This is a genomic window from Buttiauxella brennerae ATCC 51605, from assembly GCF_001654925.1.
Lineage (GTDB): Bacteria > Pseudomonadota > Gammaproteobacteria > Enterobacterales > Enterobacteriaceae > Buttiauxella > Buttiauxella brennerae.
This window is the reverse complement of sequence record NZ_LXER01000034.1, coordinates 1-15,232: the sequence shown is the minus strand read 5'-3', so window position 1 is coordinate 15,232 and position 15,232 is coordinate 1. Positions and strand designations below refer to the sequence as shown.

Below are 15,232 nucleotides of genomic sequence, written 5' to 3'. Positions count from 1 at the left end.
CCTGTTGGTGGGCGTCTGCCCACCAACCATTTCCTTCTCCATGCCTCTATTTTCCCGTGTTAATCCCCCTGAATGACTACACTTCAAGTACACACTTCGTGAATGCAAGAGGACACGGTCATGGGTTTATTCGATCAAGTTACTGGCATGATGGGGGGTGGCGATGCAGGTAAATTCAAAGTCATCCTTACGTGGATTAATGAACAAGGCGGCATTCAGACGATTCTTGAGCGGTTTCGCGAAAAGGGTTTCTCTGATGTGGTTACCTCCTGGCTGAGCGGCGCACATAACCAAAGCGTTAGCCCGGAGCAAATGCAAGACGTGTTGGGCACACCAGCAATCAGCGGTCTGGCTGAAAAACTCGGGATTGATGTGGGAAGCGCATCGCAACTACTCGCTGAGCAGTTCCCGAAAATTGTCGATACGCTTTCACCCGCAGGTGAAGTGGCGCACGACGAAGATTTGCTGACTAAAGGCTTCCATATGCTAAAGGATAAATTCTTTAGCTAATACCCGTCATACTTCAAGCCGCAGATGCGTTGGCTGCAACTCGAATTATTTTGGGTATAAACGCCACTCTTTACGGGTGGCGTTTTTTTATGCTTAAAACGGACCTTTTTCATTCGAAACGTAGCGCTATTTTTGCAGGCTCAATCGCGTTAGCATGAGATAAACTCACTACCTCAGAAAATCCTATGCCTATAAAACTCATTGCTATTGATATGGACGGCACATTGTTGCTGCCAGACCACACCATTTCTCCAGCCGTTAAAGCCGCCATCGCCAGTGCGCGCGAACGTGGTGTAAACGTTGTTTTGTGTACCGGACGCCCTTTTGCAGGAGTTGAGAGCTATCTCAGAGAGCTGCATATGGATAAGCCTAATGATTATTGCATCACTTATAACGGTGCATTAGTACAAAAGGCGGGTGACGGAAGCACCGTGGCACAAACCGCGCTGAGCTATGATGATTATCGCTACCTGGAACAGCTTTCTCGTGATGTCGGCTCCCACTTCCATGCGCTGGACAGGCACACGTTGTACACCGCGAACCGCGATATCAGCTATTACACCGTTCATGAATCCTTTATCGCTAATATCCCGCTGGTGTTCAGCGAGCCAGAAAACATGGATAAGAACGGCCAGTATCTGAAAGTGATGATGATCGATGAGCCAGCGGTTCTGGATAAAGCGATCGCCAAAATCCCAGCCGAAGTTTATGAGCGCTATACCCTGCTGAAAAGCTCGCCATACTTCCTGGAAATTCTCGATAAGCGCGTCAACAAAGGTACGGGCGTGAAAGCGCTGGCAGAAACCCTGGGTATCAAGCAAGAAGAAGTGATGACGCTGGGCGATCAGGAAAACGACATTGCGATGCTGGAATACGCGGGTATCGGTGTGGCGATGGAAAACGCTATCGATAAAGTGAAAGACGTCAGTAACTTTGTCACGAAATCCAACCTTGAAGATGGCGTTGCGTACGCAATTGAGAAGTTTGTTCTGAACGATCAATAATCTCTTTACCCCGGTTATCATTTTGCCGGGGTTTATCTCTTCTCAAAACTCTCTTCTCATTTCCCCCTTCAACGTAATAACTCGACCTTCATAGATATTTTACATCTATCAATTGTCCGTTTTGTGATCCAAATTGTAGTACAACATGCATTGTTTGTACTACATTAACCCCATCAGAAGTGCTAGCAGATTCACATTTGTACTTCAAAATAGCGGTGTTTTTCAGCGCTCGCGGTAAAGTGTGGTTAATACCTAAATCGAACAGGGCAAACCATGACTAAGACCGATCGCATCATCGTGACGCTGGGCAAACAGATTGTCGGCGGCAAGTACACTCCGGGCGCGGCGTTACCGGCAGAAGCCGACTTATGTGAGGAGTTCGAAACCTCACGCAACATTATTCGCGAAGTTTTTCGCTCCTTGATGGCGAAGCGCTTGGTTGAAATGAAACGTTATCGCGGTGCTTTTGTGCAGCCGCGAAACCAGTGGAATTACCTCGATACCGAAGTGTTGCAGTGGGTGCTGGAGAACGACTATGACCCGCGCCTGATTAGCGCCATGAGCGAAGTGCGAAATCTGGTCGAACCCGCCATTGCACGCTGGGCCGCAGAACGCGCCACTTCAAGTGACCTGGCGCGTATCGAAGGTGCACTCAACGACATGGTGGCAAACAATCAGGATCGGGATGCCTTTAACGAAGCCGATATCCGCTACCACGAAGCGGTGCTGGAATCGGTCCATAACCCGGTGCTACAGCAGTTGAGTATCGCCATCAGTTCACTTCAGCGCGCTGTTTTCGAGCGCACCTGGATGGGTGATGAAGCCAACATGCCGCAAACGCTTCAGGAACATAAACAGCTGTTCGATGCGATTCGTCACCAGGACAGTACGGCTGCAGAAAAAGCGGCACTAACAATGATTGCCAGCTCCACCCGACGACTAAAGGAAATCACATGACATCACACTACATCGCTATTGATTGGGGTTCGACTAACCTGCGTGCCTGGCATTACCAGGATGGAATTTGCACTGATAGTCGGCAAACCACCGCAGGCGTGACGCGTCTGAACGGTAAAACCCCAGAAGCGGTGTTCGATGAAGTCACACAAGGCTGGCGTGAAAAAATCACGCCGGTTTTGATGGCCGGGATGGTGGGCAGCAATGCCGGGTGGAAAATCGCCCCTTATCTGCCATGCCCGGCGCGGTTTTCTGATTTAAGCCAGCAACTGACACTGGTGCTGGATAACGTCTGGATCATTCCCGGCCTTAGCGTAAACAGTGACGGAAACTGCAACGTGATGCGTGGTGAAGAAACCCAGCTTCTCGGGGCGCGTACTCTTGGCCCGTCGTCGCTCTACGTCATGCCAGGAACGCACTGCAAATGGGTTCATGCGGATAACGAAACGGTGCAGGATTTCCGCACCGTGATGACCGGTGAGCTGCATCATATCCTGCTCAATCACTCCTTAATTGGCGCAGGCCTGCCTGAGCAACAAACCAGTCACGAATCCTTCGAGGCCGGGCTGCATCGCGGTATCAACGACAGCGATTTGTTGCCACGACTTTTTGAAATACGGGCTGCCCATGTATTGGGGGAACTGCCGCGTAGCGAAGTCAGCGAATTTCTTTCTGGGTTGTTGATTGGTAACGAAGTGGCGGCGATGACTCGCCAGTACGCTCCGGACACTCAACAGCCTGTCACCATTGTTGCTAATCCATCCCTGAGCCAGCGTTATATCAAAGCGCTCGAGTTGCTGGGTTACCAGGCGAAAGTGCTGGATGGCGACAATGCATTCCAGGCAGGAATAAGGAGTATTGCAAATGCAGTGGCAAACTAATCTTCCGCTCATCGCCATTTTGCGCGGTATTACGCCGGATGAAGCACACGCACATGTTGCGGCGTTGCTGGATGCGGGTTTCGACGCGATAGAAATCCCGATGAATTCACCAGACTGGCAGCAAAGTATTCGCGCGATGGTTGCGGAGTTTGGGCATCGCGCACTTATTGGCGCGGGTACCGTTTTGAAAACCGATCAGGTTAATGAACTGACCGCCATGGGCGGCAAGCTGGTGGTGACGCCAAATACCCAGCCAGAGGTTATCCGCCGTGCCGTCGCCAACGGAATGACGGTCTGCGCCGGTTGCGCCACCGCCTCCGAAGCGTTTACCGCGCTGGATGCGGGTGCTCAGGCGCTGAAAATCTTCCCTTCCTCCTCTTTTGGCCCGGATTACATCAAAGCGCTGAAGGCCGTGTTGCCACCAGAAGTGCCAGTGTTTGCGGTAGGCGGGGTGACGCCTGAAAACCTGGCCGAATGGCTAAACGCAGGCTGTGCGGGTGCAGGGCTAGGCAGCGATTTATACCGCGCAGGCCAGCCCGTCGAGCGGACCATTGAGAAAGCAAAAGCATTTGTTAAAGCGTATCAAGAGGCTGTGCAACCATGAAAATTACTAAACTGACGACCTACCGTTTACCCCCGCGCTGGATGTTCCTGAAAATTGAAACCGATGAAGGTATTGTCGGCTGGGGTGAACCGGTTATTGAAGGGCGAGCAAAAAGCGTTGAAGCGGCGGTGCATGAACTAAGCGAATTATTAATCGGCCAGGATCCTGCGCGTATTAATGATTTATGGCAGGTGATGTATCGCGGTGGTTTTTATCGCGGTGGCCCAATTTTAATGAGCGCCATTGCCGGTATCGACCAGGCATTGTGGGATATTAAAGGTAAAGTATTAAATGCCCCTGTCTGGCAATTAATGGGCGGACTGGTTCGCGATAAAATTAAAGCCTATAGCTGGGTCGGTGGCGATCGCCCATCGGAAGTGATTGATGGTATTAAATCGCTGCGGAAAATTGGTTTTGACACCTTTAAATTAAATGGCTGTGAAGAAATGGGTGTTATTGATAATGCCCGTAAAGTTGATGCAGCGGTAAATACCGTGGCTCAAATTCGTGAAGCCTTTGGTAAAGATATTGAATTCGGTCTGGATTTTCACGGTCGCGTCAGTGCGCCAATGGCCAAAGTGCTGATTAAAGAGCTTGAGCAATATCGCCCGCTGTTTATTGAAGAACCGGTGCTGGCGGAACAGGCAGAATACTACCCGCGTCTTGCGGCACAAACGCATATTCCAATCGCTGCGGGCGAGCGCATGTTCTCGCGCTTCGAGTTCAAACGCGTGCTGGAAGCGGGCGGTCTGGCGATTCTCCAGCCTGATTTGTCACACGCAGGCGGTATTACCGAATGCTATAAAATTGCCGGTATGGCTGAAGCTTACGACGTGGCGCTGGCTCCGCATTGCCCGCTCGGGCCGATTGCGCTGGCTGCCTGCCTGCATATCGATTTTGTCTCCCGCAATGCCGTGTTCCAGGAACAAAGCATGGGCATTCATTACAACAAAGGTGCCGAACTGCTCGACTTTGTGAAAAACAAAGAAGACTTCAAAATGGACGGTGGCCACTTTATGCCGTTAATGAAGCCAGGACTTGGCGTAGAAATAGACGAAGAACTGGTGATCGAACGCAGTAAAAACGTAACCGACTGGCGTAATCCTTTATGGCGCTACGAAGATGGTTCAATTGCCGAATGGTGATGGTTATTTTATAAACCACCTGTAATACCCCAATAAATATAAAACACCCTCTGTATATAACAGGGCATGGTGGCTGGTATTGCCATGCCCAAATTCTGGAGACAGAACACGATGGATATTTCTGTAACCGCTACAAAACTTACGCGTCGTCGTTATGTGACGCTTATTATGATCTTTATTACCGTGGTTATTTGTTATGTCGACCGCGCGAATCTGGCCGTCGCCTCTGCCCATATTCAGGAAGAGTTTGGTATTACCAAAACCCAGATGGGTTATATCTTCTCGGCTTTTGCCTGGCTTTATACTTTATGCCAGATTCCTGGCGGCTGGTTCCTTGACCGCGTCGGCTCGCGCATGACCTATTTCATCGCGATTTTCGGCTGGTCAGTGGCAACTTTATTACAGGGTTTTGCCACGGGTTTAATGTCGCTGATTGGCTTGCGTGCGATTACCGGCATTTTCGAAGCCCCGGCTTTCCCGACCAATAACCGCATGGTGACGAGCTGGTTTCCGGAACATGAGCGTGCGTCTGCGGTAGGTTTTTATACTTCCGGCCAGTTCGTCGGGCTGGCATTCCTCACGCCGTTGCTTATCTGGATTCAGGAAATGCTGAGCTGGCACTGGGTGTTTATTATCACCGGTGGCGTAGGCATCATCTGGTCATTTATCTGGATTAAGGTTTATCAGTCACCGCGTGCCAGCAAAGGCATCAATCAGGCTGAACTGGATTATATTCGTGATGGCGGTGGCCTGGTCGATGGCGATGCGCCAACCGAGAAAAAATCCCGCATTCCTATGACCGCAGCCGACTGGAAACTGGTATTCCATCGCAAACTGGTTGGCGTTTATCTTGGCCAGTTTGCGGTCACGTCCACGCTGTGGTTCTTCCTGACCTGGTTCCCGAATTACCTCACGCAAGAAAAAGGCATTACTGCGCTGAAAGCCGGGTTTATGACTACCGTTCCATTCCTGGCCGCCTTCTTTGGCGTGCTGCTTTCGGGCTGGGTGGCTGACAGGCTGGTTCGCAAAGGCTATTCACTGGGGATTGCGCGTAAAACGCCAATCATCTGCGGCTTGCTGATCTCCACCTGCATTATGGGCGCGAACTACACCAACGATCCGGTGTGGATTATGACGCTAATGGCTATCGCCTTCTTTGGTAACGGCTTTGCTTCAATCACCTGGTCGCTGGTTTCGTCGCTGGCACCAATGCGGTTGATTGGTCTGACCGGCGGAGTATTCAACTTTGTTGGCGGCCTGGGCGGGATCACCGTTCCGCTGGTTGTCGGCTACCTTGCGCAGGGCTACGGTTTCGCCCCAGCGCTGGTTTATATCTCAGTTGTGGCGCTGCTTGGCGCACTCTCCTACATCCTGCTGGTGGGTAAAGTAGAAAGAGTGGGATAAAAACGACCAATGATTTACCCTGAGGTGTCCATCGGCTCAGGGTAAAACCATGACTAAACAACTCACTTTTGCATCTCGTCACCACCAACTGACCAACATCAATACCTGGACGCCGGACAGTCAATATCTGGTGTTTGATGTGCGTCCTTCGGGCGCATCGTTTACCAGTCAAACCATTGAACGTGTGAATGTGCATAGCGGCGAAGTGGTCGTGGTATATCGGGCGTCACGAGGTGCACATGTCGGCGTTGTCACGGTGAACCCGCAGCAACCTGAGCGTTATGTTTTTATCCACGGTCCCGAAAATCCTGATGAAACCTGGCAGTACGATTTCCATCACCGCCGTGGCGTAGTGGTCGAAAACGGCATTGCAACCAATCTCGATGCGATGGATATCACACCGCCTTTCACCCTGGGCGCATTGCGTGGCGGCAGCCATGTTCATGTATGGAGTTATGACGGTTCGCGCCTGAGTTTCACCTATAACGACCATGTGATGCATGAATACGACGCGGCGAAAGACTTGCGTAACGTTGGTGTCGCACTGCCTTACGGCCCGGTCACGCCCGTGAAACAACATCCTCGTGAATATGATGGTAGCCATTATTGTGTGCTGGTCAGCCGCACCACCGCGTCACCACAACCGGGCAGCGATGATATTAACCGTGCTTATGAAGAAGGTTGGGTAGGGAATCAAGGTTATCGCAAACCTGATGGCAGCCAGCAGCGCTGGGCGCTGGCGTTTATTGGCGACACGCTTTCAGCTTCGGGTGAAAAAATACCTGAGTTGTTTATCGTTGATCTTCCCGACAACAAAGACGCATTTTTCCAGGCCGATATTGAGCCGATTGAAGGCACGCAAACCACGCTACCTGCACCGCCTGCGGGCGTGAAGCAGCGGCGTCTGACTTTTACCCATCAGCACCGTTTCCCCGGTTTAACGACTCAGCCCCGGCATTGGGTGCGAAGCAGTCCGGACGGCAGCTTACTGGCGTTCCTGATGCGTGATGAGGTGGGTGTAGTGCAAATGTATCTGCTTTCACCAAACGGTGGCGAACCGCGCCAGCTTACGCATGGGAAAGAGGATATTCAGTCGGCATTTAACTGGCACCCGTCAGGGAAAGTGCTGGGATTTGTACAGAATCATCAGATTGTATTGTGCGATGCGAACAACGGGGAAATCACGCCGCTTACGCAGCCTGGTGGTAGCGCGCCTTCCGCGGATGCTGTTGTGTTTTCACCTGATGGAAAACACATTGCCTGGATGCAGGATGTTGAAGGGTTCCGTCAGTTATTTATGACAGAAACAGGCGTTTAGTTACTGAACGGGCGGGATCACAGAATTGGTCGCCAGATTCTTGCTCTCGCTCGCTTCAACCCTGGATTTCAGGGATTTATCGGTACGGAACATATCCCACGGTAACAACACCGTATCCATCACCGCCGTAAACGGCATATCGAGTGCGACAAAAGGTTTATATCCCCAGCTTGTATCGCTGTCGGCCAGCATTTCGTAGCTTGCGCGAGTGCCAGGATAATATCCCTCTTGCCCACCTGTATGCGTCATGACGCTTGAGCAACCGCTCACAGTTAGCAACCCGCTGCCCAGAATTAATGTTGGAAGATAGCTTTTCATCATCACTATTTTTTCGTTTAAAGGGCCTGCTTAAGGCCTGGCTGCACGGGGTTATATCACCGATATGCAGATAAAATGTAACACTCACGTAACTTTGCGGTACGTATCGCAGATTAATCTTGTTTACGCCATCTGCAGTCTATGTACTGACAGCCAATGCCGCAAAAAATTTCCTTTCGTACCCTTGAAAAATGTCGATAAGCACCGATTTTATGATTGTGACCAATAACAGTACGCCGAAAGGGTACTGGGTTTCAGAAGCCTGTCCATCATGGAAGGCAATGTTTGATTCTCGCTGATTTTCAGGAGTTTTAATTTATGCGTAATTTCGACTTATCCCCGCTCTATCGTTCTGCAATCGGTTTTGACCGTCTGTTTAATTTGCTGGAAAACAACCAAGGTCAGAGCAACGGCGGCTATCCTCCATACAATGTTGAATTAGTTGACGAAAACAACTATCGCATTGCTATTGCTGTTGCTGGTTTCGCGGAAAGCGAACTGGAAATTACAGCCCAGGATAACCTGCTGGTTGTAAAAGGCGCACACGCAGACCCACAACCAGAGCGCACTTATCTCTACCAGGGGATTGCCGAGCGCAACTTCGAACGTAAATTCCAGTTAGCGGAAAATATCCACATCCGTGGCGCTAACCTGGTAAACGGCCTGCTGTATATCGACCTGGAACGTGTGATCCCGGAATCGATGAAACCGCGCCGTATCGAAATCAATTAATTTCAGCGGGTCGCATTAAGCGGCCCACACCAAAAAACTTAATCAGACCCAGGCTTGCCGATAGGGAGCCTAAGGTAAAACTCGCTTCATAGAAGGAGAATAACTATGCGTAACCACGATTTATCACCTCTGCTGCGTCAATGGATCGGTTTTGACAAACTGGCGAATGCATTACAAACCAGCAGCGAAGGCCAGACATTCCCGCCTTACAACATTGAAAAAGGCGATGACAATCATTACCGCATTACGCTTGCGCTGGCAGGGTTCCGCCAGGAAGACCTTGAGATTGAACTGGAAGGCACGCGACTGAGTGTGAAAGGGACGCCTGTTAAACCAGAGAAAGAGCCAACCTGGTTGCATCAGGGGTTAGTGACTCAGCCGTTTAGCCTGAGCTTCACCCTTGCTGAATACATGAAAGTATCTGGCGCGACCTTTACTAACGGTCTGCTGCATATCGACCTGGTACGCGAAATTCCTGAAGCCGTTGCGCCAAAGCGCATTGCTATCAGCGAACGTCCGGCACTCGATAGCTAATGTTTTTCAGGCCCCATTTTATGGGGCCTTTTTTGTGCTCTGTACCCCATTAACCTCCCTCTCTCTCTGCCAGAATCCCTGATAACAATGATGTTATTCACAGGGAATAATCCAATGAGTGGAATAGCGTTAACCGTCAGTATGTTGGCTTTGGTTGCGGTCGTTGGCCTGTGGATTGGCAACATCAAAATTCGTGGCGTCGGGTTTGGTATCGGCGGTGTGCTGTTCGGTGGAATCATCGTTGGCCACTTTATCAACCAGGCGGGAGTCAGCCTCAATGGCGATATGCTCCACTTTATTCAGGAATTTGGCCTGATCCTGTTCGTCTATACCATCGGCATACAAGTCGGGCCGGGGTTCTTCTCCTCTTTACGTGTTTCCGGCTTGCGCCTCAATCTCTTTGCGTTATTGATTGTGCTGATTGGCGGAGTTGTCACGGCACTCATCCATAAAATCTTCGATGTTCCGCTGCCTGTGGTATTGGGTGTTTTCTCCGGAGCCGTCACCAACACTCCTGCGTTGGGGGCTGGCCAGCAAATCTTGACCGACCTTGGCACGCCTGCGGAAATGGTCGACAAAATGGGGATGAGCTATGCAATGGCGTACCCGTTCGGCATTTGCGGAATACTGATGACCATGTGGCTGATTCGCGTTGGTTTTCGTATTAATGTCGATCAAGAAGCAAAGCTCTTTGATAGCAGTGCCGGGCAAACTCATGCTCAACTCCAAACCATGAATATCTGCGTTGCTAACCCCAATCTCAACGGTTTGCCGATTCAGGAAGTGCCGGTACTGAATAGCGACACCATTATTTGTTCACGCCTGAAACGCGGTGAGTTGCTGATGGTTCCGGCACCTGGCACCGTGATTCAGACCGGGGATTTGCTACACCTCGTCGGCCAGGAAAAAGATCTGCACTCCGCATTGTTGGTGATTGGCCAGCAGGTTGATACCTCACTTTCCACGCGTGGTACCGACCTGCGCGTTGAGCGTGTGGTGGTGACCAACGAGAAGGTACTCGGCAAAAAAATCCGCGACCTGCATTTAAAGCAAAAGTATGACGTGGTGATTTCACGCCTTAACCGAGCGGGTGTGGAGCTGGTCGCAAGCCACAATGCCACCCTGCAATTTGGTGACATTCTGAATCTGGTTGGCCGCCCGGAATCCATCGAAGCGGTGGCGGCGGAAGTGGGCAATGCGCAGCAAAAACTCCAGCAAGTGCAAATGCTGCCGGTGTTTATAGGTATCGGCCTTGGCGTGCTGTTGGGTTCTATCCCGCTTTTCATTCCAGGCTTCCCGGTTGCACTGCGCCTTGGGCTTGCGGGTGGGCCGCTGATTATGGCGATCATCCTTGGCCGAATCGGCAGCATCGGTACGCTGTACTGGTTTATGCCGCCGAGTGCCAACCTCGCGCTGCGCGAACTGGGGATTGTGCTGTTCCTGGCGGTGGTTGGCTTGAAATCCGGTGGTGATTTTGTCGGGACATTGCTGCATGGCGACGGCGTGAGCTGGATTGGCTACGGTATTTTGATTACCGGCATCCCGTTACTGGTGACGGCGCTCATCGCAAGATTGCTTGCCAAAATGAATTACCTGACGCTGTGCGGCATGCTGGCCGGTTCAATGACCGACCCACCTGCACTGGCTTTTGCCAACGGCTTACATGCGACCAGTGGTGCGGCAGCGCTCTCTTACGCCACGGTATATCCACTGGTGATGTTCCTGCGCATTATCACGCCACAGCTTCTGGCAGTGCTGTTCTGGATGTGACGGCGGTTAGATGTGTACCCGGCGCAAATGGTAATCCACCTGGTATTCGCTGGCATTGCGGAACATAACCGAATAATTCACATAGTCACCACTGTCGCTATAGGACAGCGATGTGATGCGCAGAATCGGCGTCAGTTCGTCGATGTTGAGTAATTTTGCCATCTTCCTGTCTGCCAGCACGGGCGTCAGGCTTTCGTAGTTGCCACAGACGATGATGTGGCACTCATCTTCGATATAACTGAATTTAGAACCTTCCAGATGTGCGATGGACAAATTACGGAATAATTTCACCGGCATATAGCTGTCTTCAACCATCAGCGGTTTGCCGTCTACCGAGCGCACTCGGCGCGAGAAATAGATCCGTTCATCAATATTAATGCGTAACTGGCTGGCGATAGCGGGCGGTGCAGGCATGATCAGAAACTCCAGCACATTGCTCACCACCTCTTTGCCCTGGTTACGCATCACCTCAATAAACCCCGTCAGGTTGCTGGTTTCATGGTGAACGTCTTTTTTAGCCACATAGGTACCGCTGCCGTGGCGGCGAACAACCAGCCCCCAACTCACCAGTAGATCGATAGCTTTGCGTAGCGTCATCCGTGACACGCCAAATTCACTCGCAAGACGGATTTCTGAAGGCAGAGGGCTGCCAATATTGTAATCCGCTGAATTAAGCCGGATTCGTAACCGATCGGCGATAGATTTGTAGATCACCTGTAGACCTCTTAATGGCTTCGCGCTGGGCTTAATAAACCTTCTTTTTATTAAGTATTCATCTGATTTAAATGATTTTAATTTCATATTCATATCGTGAACTAGAAAGAAAAAATCATCGTGTCTAGTTATTCATCAGAAAGTAGACAACTTACCCCAAACAAAAACTATGAAAGCGATCACGAATCGGTGCGACGGGCAAGGATTAGTCACCTGTGCCTCCTTACTCTCAGTCGCAGGCCAGCGTTAAAACCAGCGTTAAAAAATAAGGCCATTTACCCTACAGGTTGTTACGTGAGGATTTAAAAATGCTCAGTCAAATACAACGTTTTGGTGGCGCAATGTTTACCCCGGTTTTGCTGTTTCCGTTCGCCGGGATTGTCGTCGGTATCGCCATCATGCTGCGCAACCCGATGTTCGTCGGTGAAGCGCTAACCGCACCCGATAACTTATTTGCTCAGATAGTCCATATTATTGAAGAAGGCGGCTGGACGGTGTTCCGCAATATGCCGCTGATTTTTGCCGTCGGCTTACCGATTGGCCTCGCTAAGCAAGCGCAGGGCCGTGCTTGCTTAGCGGTGCTGGTGAGCTTTATGACCTGGAACTACTTCATCAACGCGATGGGGATGACCTGGGGCCATTATTTCGGTGTCGATTTCAGCGCCGATCCGGTGGCGGGAACCGGGCTCACTATGATTGCCGGAATAAAAACGCTGGATACCAGCATCATCGGCGCGATTGTTATCTCCGGGTTTGTCACGGCTATCCACAACCGCTATTTCGAAAAACAACTTCCTGTTTTTCTCGGCATCTTCCAGGGCAGTTCCTTCGTTGTCATCGTCGCTTTCTTTGCCATGATCCCTTGTGCCTGGCTGACTTTGTATGGCTGGCCAAAAGTGCAAATGGGCATTGAATCGCTTCAGGAATTTTTGCGTAGCGCCGGTTCGCTTGGCGTCTGGGTTTACACCTTCCTGGAACGCATTCTGATTCCAACCGGCCTGCATCACTTTATCTATGGTCCGTTTATCTTTGGCCCGGCCGTTGTGGAAGGTGGCATTCAGGTTTACTGGGCGCAGCATTTGCAGGAGTTCAGCCAGAGCACGCTGCCGCTGAAAACGTTGTTCCCGGAAGGAGGATTTGCGCTGCATGGTAACTCGAAGATATTCGGTTGCCTGGGTATTGCGCTTGCTCTGTACGCCACCTCAGCACCTGAAAATCGCGTGAAAGTCGCAGGCTTGCTGATACCTGCAACACTCACCGCGATGCTGGTGGGCATTACCGAGCCACTTGAATTTACCTTCCTGTTTATCTCGCCAGTGTTATTTGCTGTCCATGCCTTCCTCGCCGCAAGCATGGCGACCGTGATGTACATGTGTGGCGTGGTGGGCAACATGGGCGGAGGTCTGCTTGACCAGTTCCTGCCGCAAAACTGGATACCGATGTTCCACAATCATGCCTCGATGATGTTCATCCAGATTGGTATCGGTCTTGCGTTCACGGTCATCTACTTCGTGGTGTTCCGCACCCTGATCTTACGCTTCAACCTGAAAACGCCGGGCCGCGAAGAGAGTGAAATCAAGCTCTACAGCAAGGCGGATTACCAGGCATCACGTAAGCCGACAACAGCTGCGGCAACCAAAGAAACCAAACAAGGCCAGGCGGCTGGCTTCCTCGAAGCGCTGGGCGGCACCGGCAACATTCTTAGCGTCAATAACTGTGCGACTCGCTTACGTATCACTCTCGCAGATATGGCTCTGACGCACAGTGACGACATTTTCAAAGCGCTGGGCGCACACGGTGTGGTGCGGCGCGGCAACGGTATTCAGGTGATTGTGGGTCTGCATGTTCCACAAGTCCGTGACCAGATTGAAACCCTGATGAAAGACATTTCTTCGACCGAACTTAAATCCATGACGGAGGCAGTATCATGAAAAAATTCTCTGTAGTAGTAGCCGGTGGCGGCAGCACATTCACTCCTGGTATCGTATTGATGTTACTGGCAAACCAGCACCGCTTCCCGCTGCGTGCCCTGAAGTTTTATGACAATGACGGCGCACGCCAGGAAACGATTGCAGAAGCCTGCAAAGTTATCCTCAAAGAGCAGGCACCTGATATCGAGTTCAGCTATACCACTGACCCGAAAGAAGCCTTTACCGATATCGACTTCGTGATGGCGCACATCCGCGTGGGTAAATACCCGATGCGTGAACAAGACGAGAAAATCCCATTGCGCCATGGCGTTCTGGGCCAGGAAACCTGTGGCCCAGGCGGGATTGCCTACGGTATGCGATCCATCGGTGGCGTATTAGAGCTGGTTGATTTCATGGAGAAATACTCGCCAAATGCCTGGATGCTTAACTATTCCAACCCGGCAGCGATTGTGGCTGAAGCAACTCGTCGACTGCGCCCGAAGGCGAAGATTCTCAACATTTGCGATATGCCGATTGGCATTGAAAGCCGTATGGCACAAATCGCGGGCCTGAAAGACCGCAAAGAAATGCGCGTGCGCTATTACGGCCTTAACCACTTTGGCTGGTGGACATCAATCGAAGACAAAAATGGCAACGATTTGATGCCTAAGATCCGTGAACACGTCGCTAAGTTTGGTTATGTTCCGCCATCAGATGAACATGGCACCGAAGCCAGCTGGAACGATACATTCTCTAAAGCAAAAGATGTGTGGGCACTGGATCCGAGCACTTTCCCGAACACGTATCTGAAATACTATCTGTTCCCGGATTACGTGGTTGAGCACTCCAATCCGGAACACACCCGCGCTAACGAAGTGATGGAACACCGTGAAAAACACGTGTTTGGTTCCTGTAATGCCATCATTCAGGCAGGAAAATCCTCGGCTGGGGAGCTGGAAATTGACGAACATGCGTCGTACATCGTCGATCTGGCCGCAGCTATAGCTTTTAACACTCAGGAACGCATGCTCTTGATTGTGCCCAACAACGGCGCGATTAATAACTTTGACCCAGAAGCGATGGTTGAAATTCCATGCCTGGTCGGCAAAAGCGGGCCGGAGCCGTTGGTGGTCGGCAACATTCCACAGTTCCAGAAAGGGCTGATGAGCCAGCAGGTGGCGGTAGAAAAACTGGTGGTTGAAGCCTGGGAAGAGCGTTCATATGTGAAGTTGTGGCAGGCAATTACGCTGTCTAAAACCGTACCGAGTGCCTCGGTTGCCAAAGCGATTCTTGATGATTTGATTGTAGCGAATAAAGAGTACTGGCCTGAGCTGAAATAGGTTAGTTGGGTGTGGGTCGCCCTCACCCTAACCCTCTCCCACAGGGAGAGGGAACTGTTCGGTTTTCTCCCTCTCCAGGGGGAGAGGGCCG

15 protein-coding genes are annotated in these 15,232 nt (G+C 51.1%); 13 read left to right on the top strand and 2 right to left on the bottom strand.

Annotation, left to right across the window (positions count from 1 at the left end):
- Positions 1 to 120: 120 nt before the first annotated feature.
- From M975_RS18835 to M975_RS18800, 8 genes are all read left to right on the top strand, one after another.
- Positions 121 to 510, top strand: coding sequence for a YidB family protein (locus M975_RS18835; protein ID WP_064514819.1), 390 nt, complete (start codon positions 121 to 123; stop codon positions 508 to 510).
- Between the two features lie 185 nt (positions 511 to 695).
- Complete coding sequence (yidA, locus tag M975_RS18830; RefSeq protein ID WP_064561422.1) at positions 696 to 1,514, top strand: sugar-phosphatase; 819 nt, start codon at positions 696 to 698, stop codon at positions 1,512 to 1,514.
- Between the two features lie 273 nt (positions 1,515 to 1,787).
- Positions 1,788 to 2,471, top strand: coding sequence for a D-galactonate utilization transcriptional regulator DgoR (gene dgoR, locus M975_RS18825; RefSeq protein WP_064561421.1), 684 nt, complete (start codon positions 1,788 to 1,790; stop codon positions 2,469 to 2,471).
- Entirely contained in the window at positions 2,468 to 3,352 is an 885-nt protein-coding gene (locus M975_RS18820) for a 2-dehydro-3-deoxygalactonokinase (RefSeq protein ID WP_064561420.1), read from the top strand. The genes dgoR and M975_RS18820 overlap by 4 nt, the downstream gene beginning before the upstream one ends.
- Positions 3,336 to 3,956, top strand: a complete 621-nt coding sequence (locus M975_RS18815; protein WP_064561419.1) for a 2-dehydro-3-deoxy-6-phosphogalactonate aldolase — start codon at positions 3,336 to 3,338, stop codon at positions 3,954 to 3,956. Before M975_RS18820 ends, M975_RS18815 begins: the two co-directional genes overlap by 17 nt.
- On the top strand, positions 3,953 to 5,101 hold the full coding sequence (gene dgoD / locus M975_RS18810) for a galactonate dehydratase (RefSeq protein ID WP_064561418.1): 1,149 nt from the start codon (positions 3,953 to 3,955) through the stop codon (positions 5,099 to 5,101). The genes M975_RS18815 and dgoD overlap by 4 nt, the downstream gene beginning before the upstream one ends.
- Before the next feature lie 66 nt (positions 5,102 to 5,167).
- Positions 5,168 to 6,505, top strand: a complete 1,338-nt coding sequence (locus M975_RS18805) for an MFS transporter (protein ID WP_074388401.1) — start codon at positions 5,168 to 5,170, stop codon at positions 6,503 to 6,505.
- Between the two features lie 49 nt (positions 6,506 to 6,554).
- The gene (locus M975_RS18800) at positions 6,555 to 7,823 is read left to right on the top strand and encodes a YidR family protein (protein ID WP_064561416.1); all 1,269 of its coding nucleotides are present in this window, start codon (positions 6,555 to 6,557) and stop codon (positions 7,821 to 7,823) included.
- Here M975_RS18800 and M975_RS18795 read toward each other — a convergent pair whose 3' ends face one another.
- A complete protein-coding gene (locus M975_RS18795) occupies positions 7,824 to 8,144 on the bottom strand; it encodes a YceK/YidQ family lipoprotein (protein ID WP_064561415.1) in 321 nt (106 codons plus the stop codon).
- A gap of 315 nt (positions 8,145 to 8,459) precedes the next feature.
- Between M975_RS18795 and ibpA the strand changes: the two genes are divergently transcribed.
- From ibpA to M975_RS18780, 3 genes are all read left to right on the top strand, one after another.
- Positions 8,460 to 8,873 carry a small heat shock chaperone IbpA gene (gene ibpA / locus M975_RS18790; protein ID WP_064561414.1) on the top strand — a complete coding sequence of 138 codons (414 nt, stop codon included), beginning with the start codon at positions 8,460 to 8,462 and terminating at the stop codon, positions 8,871 to 8,873.
- 105 nt (positions 8,874 to 8,978) lie between these two features.
- Entirely contained in the window at positions 8,979 to 9,407 is a 429-nt protein-coding gene (ibpB, locus tag M975_RS18785; protein WP_064561413.1) for a small heat shock chaperone IbpB, read from the top strand.
- A 114-nt stretch (positions 9,408 to 9,521) separates the two neighbouring features.
- The gene (locus tag M975_RS18780) at positions 9,522 to 11,177 is read left to right on the top strand and encodes a putative transporter (RefSeq protein WP_064561412.1); all 1,656 of its coding nucleotides are present in this window, start codon (positions 9,522 to 9,524) and stop codon (positions 11,175 to 11,177) included.
- A 6-nt stretch (positions 11,178 to 11,183) separates the two neighbouring features.
- Here the strand turns inward: M975_RS18780 and M975_RS18775 are convergent, their stop codons facing one another.
- Positions 11,184 to 11,891: a GntR family transcriptional regulator gene (locus M975_RS18775; RefSeq protein ID WP_064561411.1), complete on the bottom strand. Its 708-nt coding sequence runs from the start codon at positions 11,889 to 11,891 to the stop codon at positions 11,184 to 11,186.
- A gap of 308 nt (positions 11,892 to 12,199) precedes the next feature.
- Between M975_RS18775 and M975_RS18770 the strand changes: the two genes are divergently transcribed.
- Together M975_RS18770 and M975_RS18765 are read left to right on the top strand one after the other, a co-directional pair.
- Positions 12,200 to 13,822 (top strand): alpha-glucoside-specific PTS transporter subunit IIBC, encoded by a 1,623-nt coding sequence (locus tag M975_RS18770; protein ID WP_064561410.1) that lies wholly within the window; start codon positions 12,200 to 12,202, stop codon positions 13,820 to 13,822.
- Positions 13,819 to 15,141, top strand: a complete 1,323-nt coding sequence (locus tag M975_RS18765; protein ID WP_064561409.1) for a 6-phospho-alpha-glucosidase — start codon at positions 13,819 to 13,821, stop codon at positions 15,139 to 15,141. Before M975_RS18770 ends, M975_RS18765 begins: the two co-directional genes overlap by 4 nt.
- Positions 15,142 to 15,232 lie beyond the last annotated feature (91 nt).

What these genes read in the sequence shown, in the direction of transcription:
- dgoD (WP_064561418.1), top strand. Translation starts at nt 3,953, where the DNA reads ATGAAAATTACTAAACTGACGACCTACCGTTTACCCCCGCGCTGGATG.
- M975_RS18780 (WP_064561412.1), top strand. Translation starts at nt 9,522, where the DNA reads ATGAGTGGAATAGCGTTAACCGTCAGTATGTTGGCTTTGGTTGCGGTC.
- M975_RS18835 (WP_064514819.1), top strand. Translation starts at nt 121, where the DNA reads ATGGGTTTATTCGATCAAGTTACTGGCATGATGGGGGGTGGCGATGCA.
- M975_RS18820 (WP_064561420.1), top strand. Translation starts at nt 2,468, where the DNA reads ATGACATCACACTACATCGCTATTGATTGGGGTTCGACTAACCTGCGT.
- ibpA (WP_064561414.1), top strand. Translation starts at nt 8,460, where the DNA reads ATGCGTAATTTCGACTTATCCCCGCTCTATCGTTCTGCAATCGGTTTT.
- yidA (WP_064561422.1), top strand. Translation starts at nt 696, where the DNA reads ATGCCTATAAAACTCATTGCTATTGATATGGACGGCACATTGTTGCTG.
- M975_RS18805 (WP_074388401.1), top strand. Translation starts at nt 5,168, where the DNA reads ATGGTGGCTGGTATTGCCATGCCCAAATTCTGGAGACAGAACACGATG.
- M975_RS18800 (WP_064561416.1), top strand. Translation starts at nt 6,555, where the DNA reads ATGACTAAACAACTCACTTTTGCATCTCGTCACCACCAACTGACCAAC.
- dgoR (WP_064561421.1), top strand. Translation starts at nt 1,788, where the DNA reads ATGACTAAGACCGATCGCATCATCGTGACGCTGGGCAAACAGATTGTC.
- ibpB (WP_064561413.1), top strand. Translation starts at nt 8,979, where the DNA reads ATGCGTAACCACGATTTATCACCTCTGCTGCGTCAATGGATCGGTTTT.
- M975_RS18815 (WP_064561419.1), top strand. Translation starts at nt 3,336, where the DNA reads ATGCAGTGGCAAACTAATCTTCCGCTCATCGCCATTTTGCGCGGTATT.
- M975_RS18765 (WP_064561409.1), top strand. Translation starts at nt 13,819, where the DNA reads ATGAAAAAATTCTCTGTAGTAGTAGCCGGTGGCGGCAGCACATTCACT.
- M975_RS18795 (WP_064561415.1), bottom strand. Translation starts at nt 8,144, where the DNA reads ATGATGAAAAGCTATCTTCCAACATTAATTCTGGGCAGCGGGTTGCTA.
- M975_RS18770 (WP_064561410.1), top strand. Translation starts at nt 12,200, where the DNA reads ATGCTCAGTCAAATACAACGTTTTGGTGGCGCAATGTTTACCCCGGTT.